The sequence below is a fragment of the Arthrobacter sp. 2YAF22_2 genome, assembly GCF_052114645.1.
GTDB lineage: Bacteria > Actinomycetota > Actinomycetes > Actinomycetales > Micrococcaceae > Arthrobacter.
This window is the reverse complement of sequence record NZ_JBFRFD010000413.1, coordinates 1-3,431: the sequence shown is the minus strand read 5'-3', so window position 1 is coordinate 3,431 and position 3,431 is coordinate 1. Positions and strand designations below refer to the sequence as shown.

Genomic DNA, 3,431 nt, shown 5'->3' with positions numbered 1-3,431 from the left:
AGGTCCTAGCGAGACCGATACTTCGAGCGGAACGGTTCATCCCCCAATTACCGTGCAGGAACCGCCCCAACTCCAGAATGGCTTCGCCGCCATTGACAGGCAAGGGGGCTTAAGTCCCTTGCCCCCGGCGTGGGCGCGCAGGTCCGGGAGCCGTGAGGAGGCAGTGACCGGTGGGGTGGTAGTTGCTGGCTGCTAATCGTGCTTCTAGCCTGTCCCTATGCCGAAAAACGCCCCTCCCCCCGCCCGCCGGGACGTCGCGCTCGCCTCGGTCCGACAACCCGGCCAAAATATGCTTTGTGACATTTTCATTACGGACGGCGTCGTTGCACGGATTGTGCCGGCGGGTTCAGAAGCCGGTCCGGCGCTGCGCGGTGCAGAGGTGGTGGACCTCGGTGGCCGCTTCGTGATTCCGGGGCTGTGGGACGAGCATGTCCACATGACGCAGTGGGCCCTGGCCGCCGACCGAATCGATGTGTCCGGCGCCGCCTCCGCCCTGGAGGCCGCCGCCGTCGTGCGCTCTCAGCTGGGGAGCCAGCGCGCTGACGGTCCGACGCTCGTGGCAGTGGGATTCCGGGACGCCGTCTGGGGAGACATGCCCAGTCTTGAACTGCTCGACGGCGCCACCGGCGGCGTCGCGACGGCGCTGGTCAGCCACGATCTGCACTGTGTGTGGCTCAATAGCGCGGCTGCCGCGCGCTACGGCGTCCCCGTGGGCGCTGACGGCCTGCTCCGCGAGGATCCGGCGTTTGAACTGACCCGGGAACTGGGGCGGCTGCCCGACGACGCGGTCGACGCCCTGGTCAGCGGCGCTGGACGGGCAGCCGCCGCACGCGGCGTCGTCGGAATCGTGGACTTTGAAATGGTCTGGAACCGGGACCCCTGGCTGCGCCGAATCGTGGCGGGCTTCGACTCCGTCCGGGTGGACGCCGGGGTTTACCCCCAGGATCTGGACCGGGCCGCCGGGGAGGGCCTGCGGACCGGCCAACTGGTGCCCGGGAGCGGTGGACTTCTGCGGGTAGGGCCGTTGAAGGTGCTGATCGACGGGTCCCTGAACACGCGCACGGCGTTTTGCGTCGACCCCTACCCGAACGGCGGACACGGGCTGCTGACAGTGGGCGAGGCGGAACTGCTGGAGCTGCTGCTGCGGGCCCGCGAAACCGGGTTCGTCCCGGCGGTGCACGCAATCGGCGACGGCGCCAACGAAGTGGCGCTGAACGCGTTCGCGGCAGCCGGGATTGCGGGCAGGGTCGAGCATGCCCAGTTTGTCCGGCAGCAGGACTTTGCCCGGTTCGGCGGACTGGGCCTCACGGCCAGCGTGCAGCCCGCCCATGCACTCGATGACCGCGACGCCGCCGACTCCAATTGGCCGGGCCGGACGGAGCGGGCGTTCCCGCTGCGCTCCCTGCTCGACGCCGGAGCCACGCTGGCGCTTGGCTCCGACGCGCCGGTGGCGCCGTTGGAACCCTGGACCGCGATGTCCGCCGCCACCACCCGGGCGCGCGGGGACGGGCGCGCGCCGTGGCACCCGGAACAGGTGCTTACCCGGCAGGAGGCGCTGGCGGCGTCGTCGCGAGGGCGGCGCCGGATTCGCGTCGGCGACCCGGCCGACGTCGTCGTGCTCGACGCCGACCCGCTGGCTGTTTCGGACGCCGAGTTTGCCGCGATGCCGGTGGCCGCGACGCTGCTGGCAGGACGGTTCACGCACGGGGCCGGGATCTAGCGTTAAGGGTTTACCCGCCTGTCCTGTCAGTTGCCTTTGACCCGGGCCTGGACCAAGTTGGCGAACGGCAACCGGCCGTACTCCTCCACGAACGCGGCGTGATACCCGGCTTCGGCCAGAGTGAGCTGGTCAACCGGCAGCTCTTTCCAGGCGATGACCAGCTTCTTCGCGCCGGCCAGCTGCCAGACCAGCCGGCCGTCCCAGTGGCCCGGCGGCTTGCCCGCGCCAAAGTCAACGAACTCCTGGATCTGCCGGCGAAGCCCGCGGTTACCCTTGCTCCCGGGCCCGGCCTTGCCCAGGTACACGACGTCGGCGCCGTCGACCCATTCGTCGTCGAGCACATCCGCCTTCAGGGTGGGGTCCTTCTTCTTGAACACGCCCGCGGTGCTTTTGGCGAGGAAATGCGGCCGGAGGTTTAGGGGTCCCGGGCTCTCGGGCCGCAGCACCGCGAAGATCCCGGGCTTCTGCGGAATCCGGTTGATGTCCAGCTCCGCGAGCGGCCGGAACCCGGTGAACCCGTCCTGTTTCAGTGACTGTCGGTTGATCGGCATGGGTTCCTTGGCTCTGGAGTCGTTCCTGCGAAGCCGACGAATTTGCGGCTTCCTCAATTGTCGGTGGTCACGAGGACACTTTAAGTGTGGACGACAAGCAGGGGGTCCGGAGCGGCTTCCAAACCAGCGCTGCAGGCCCGGACCGCCRTGACCTTCGATCGGCTCCAGCGCCGTGAACAGGCCGACGCCGGGGTCCCCGCAGAGCAGTTAGGCGCGGGTATCGGGGCGCAGCTCGATGTAGGGAACGAGAGCGGCGTCCCGCGGACGCCGTCGGGCTCTTTATCCGAGCGGCACCTGCACGGGCTTGAACCTAAATGGGCCGCCACAAGCGGGCCCGTAAGGGTGCTCCCCGGTCGATTCCGATTCGATCGGCAGGACGYGGGAGACGCGGGCGCCCGACGTGCTGGTCGCCTCCACGGAGACGGACGTGACGCTAGCGGGCGGGGTCAGGTACGGCGCCGACTGCGGCACCAGCCATTTTCCGTCCGGTCCCGCCGTCACCGGCTGAGGGGTGCAGCCGTCCCCGAAGCAGGCAGCCACGGACGTCGGCTGCGTGGGGAAGACAAGCTCTACCGGGCCCACATACGTGTAGCCGACAGCCGGGCACGCCACCGGCACTCCCGGAATGTGCCCCGACAACAACGGCACTGCCAGCAGGGCGGCGAGCGCAGCCACGGCGAGCATGATGATCCCCCGAGGCTTCATGATGCGAGCCTAACCCCAGAATCCGCGGGAGTCTCGTCCCAGTCACGGCCAGCCGGCCAACCGGCAAAGGGATCGGACCACCGGACCTACTGCATGCAGAACCTGCAGGTACCTTCGCGATCTCGCTACGAGACGGCTCGGACATTTGCATGTCCAGAACGACCCGGCTTCATCAGTGGTTACCTGCAGGCGCGTTTTAAGCGTACGCCGGCCCAGAGGCCCCTGCCTAGTGGTCCAAGGGTCCCGCGACGGCCCGCAAAACGTCCCCCGGCGCGAAAGCGTAGAGTGGAGCGAGACGCCTGATTCTGGACGCCGAGTGCTGAGGGAGAAATCGTGACGATTGACTGGGACGAAAAAAAGGCTCTGCTGCAGGAACCTAACATCGCGGCCGTGACGCAACTTTGCGACGAACTGATGGAGAAGAAGCCAGGGTCCGTGGTCCCCTACATCGACCC

The 3,431-nt window shown here is 68.2% G+C and carries 3 protein-coding genes; 1 reads left to right on the top strand and 2 read right to left on the bottom strand.

Going from position 1 to position 3,431, the window contains the following annotated elements:
* The first annotated feature begins 289 nt into the window (after nucleotides 1-289).
* On the top strand, nucleotides 290-1,720 hold the full coding sequence (locus tag AB4Y86_RS15045) for an amidohydrolase (protein ID WP_441403002.1): 1,431 nt from the start codon (nucleotides 290-292) through the stop codon (nucleotides 1,718-1,720).
* Nucleotides 1,721-1,746: 26 nt separating this feature from the next.
* Here the strand turns inward: AB4Y86_RS15045 and AB4Y86_RS15040 are convergent, their stop codons facing one another.
* Both AB4Y86_RS15040 and AB4Y86_RS15035 read right to left on the bottom strand, forming a co-directional pair.
* Entirely contained in the window at nucleotides 1,747-2,271 is a 525-nt protein-coding gene (locus AB4Y86_RS15040) for a hypothetical protein (protein ID WP_441403001.1), read from the bottom strand.
* A 279-nt stretch (nucleotides 2,272-2,550) separates the two neighbouring features.
* Nucleotides 2,551-2,976: a hypothetical protein gene (locus tag AB4Y86_RS15035; protein ID WP_441403000.1), complete on the bottom strand. Its 426-nt coding sequence runs from the start codon at nucleotides 2,974-2,976 to the stop codon at nucleotides 2,551-2,553.
* Between the last annotated feature and the right edge of the window lie 455 nt (nucleotides 2,977-3,431).

Coding starts and splice junctions, on each gene's coding strand:
- AB4Y86_RS15045 (WP_441403002.1), top strand. CDS start 290: ATGCTTTGTGACATTTTCATTACGGACGGCGTCGTTGCACGGATTGTG.
- AB4Y86_RS15040 (WP_441403001.1), bottom strand. CDS start 2,271: ATGCCGATCAACCGACAGTCACTGAAACAGGACGGGTTCACCGGGTTC.